1 protein-coding gene is annotated in these 1463 nt (G+C 69.9%); it reads right to left on the bottom strand.

Annotation, left to right across the window (positions count from 1 at the left end; all coding sequences use genetic code 11):
* Positions 1 to 209 precede the first annotated feature (209 nt).
* Positions 210 to 1415 (bottom strand): IS4 family transposase, encoded by a 1206-nt coding sequence (locus tag K7G61_RS35825; protein ID WP_225851333.1) that lies wholly within the window; start codon positions 1413 to 1415, stop codon positions 210 to 212.
* Positions 1416 to 1463: the final 48 nt, after the last annotated feature.

The raw sequence follows: 1463 nt of genomic DNA on the forward strand, positions 1-1463 counted from the left end.
CCAACGTCGCTTCTTAAGCGGCTCGTGAGAGGTCGTCTGGTTGTGGGCTCGTGTCGAGGAGCATGAGGTTGATGGTGTAGGTGGCTCGGCTGGTGGGTGGTTCGCCGGGGCGGAGGGTTCGGTAGCCGGTGCCGGAACGTTTCGTGGCGCGGGGTGCGGTGCGTCCGGGGCGGGGGCGGACGGCCTGGTGGGCGAGGTCGGCCATGACCTCACGGGTCTTGGCGGCCAGGCGGCGAGGGGGAAAAGTCCGCGCCGACGGTGCGTCGGGCGGCGTTGAGGGCGTTCTTGAAGCTGATGTGGCCGGGCGGGAGTTGGTGTTCGTGGGCGGTGTCGGTGATCAGTTGCCGGGTGGCCTGGTAGACGCAGAGCATGGCCCACAGTTCCTGCTCGACCATGACGGGGCTGTTGGAGCGCAGGGTGGCGGTGCGCCCGCCGCGCTGTTCGATCTTGATGTGGCGGTAGATCGTTTCGCTGGTCCACCGCCTGGCGTACAGCTCCGCCAGCTCGGCCGCGGGCGCGGCCTGCGCGTCGAGGAGCGTGGTGATCAGGCAGAACAACTCCGAGGTCACCTCACCGTGTTCGTCGCTCCGGGTGATCGTGTACTCGATGACACGGACATCGATCGTGCGCTTGGTGCGCTGCTCGCGCAGGCGGGAGAGGTAGGTGCCGTCGGGCAGGGCCTCGACCACGGGCAGGGTGAAGGAGTCCGAGGCACGCCACAGCAGCTCGGCCCCGGTGGCGGCGGCCTTCTCCCACAGGCCGAAGGAGGGGAAGCCGCGGTCGGCCAGCAGCAGCATCCCGGCCGTCAGGTGGGGCAGCAGCCGGTGCGCGAGGGTGCGCTCGCCGGTGGCGAACGGCCCGAAGACGGCGCCGACCACGGCATGGGTACCGCACTCACCCAGTGCCACCATCCGCGCCTGCGGATAGCCCGCCTGCTGCTCACCGTTCGAACTGCTGCCGAAACAGGCGGTGTTGGCGTCGGAGGCGGGCAGGTCGAACAGCGTGCCGTCCAGCGCCACAACCCGCAGCCCGCGCCAGAACACCCCCGGCGTCGCCGGCGTGCCCTGCACCCCGGCGACCTGGCCGAACAGCCAGCGCAGCGGCGCCGCCCCGAGCCGGGCGCGCGCCTTGGTGACCGAGCCGGTCCGGGCCGGACGCGTCCACTTCTCACCCGCCCGCCGCGGGACGTTCTCCAGCAGCTCGCGCAGCACCCCGCCGTAACCATGCCCGGTGAACAGCCACATCACCAGCGTGAAGTACACCATCAGCGTACTCGGCAGCGCCTTCGTGCGCTCCTCCCACGCCCCGGTCTCCTCGACCGCCTGATACACCAGCTCCGGCGTGAACGTCCTGGTCAGCAGCCCCATCCGGACCCGCTCCGGGAAGCTGTCCCCGGCTATGTGATCACGTGCCACGAGCACGAGACCCTACCCCACCAAGATCAATTAACGGAAGCGACGTTG

The sequence above is a fragment of the Streptomyces sp. HPF1205 genome (assembly GCF_020400825.1).
Lineage (GTDB): Bacteria > Actinomycetota > Actinomycetes > Streptomycetales > Streptomycetaceae > Actinacidiphila.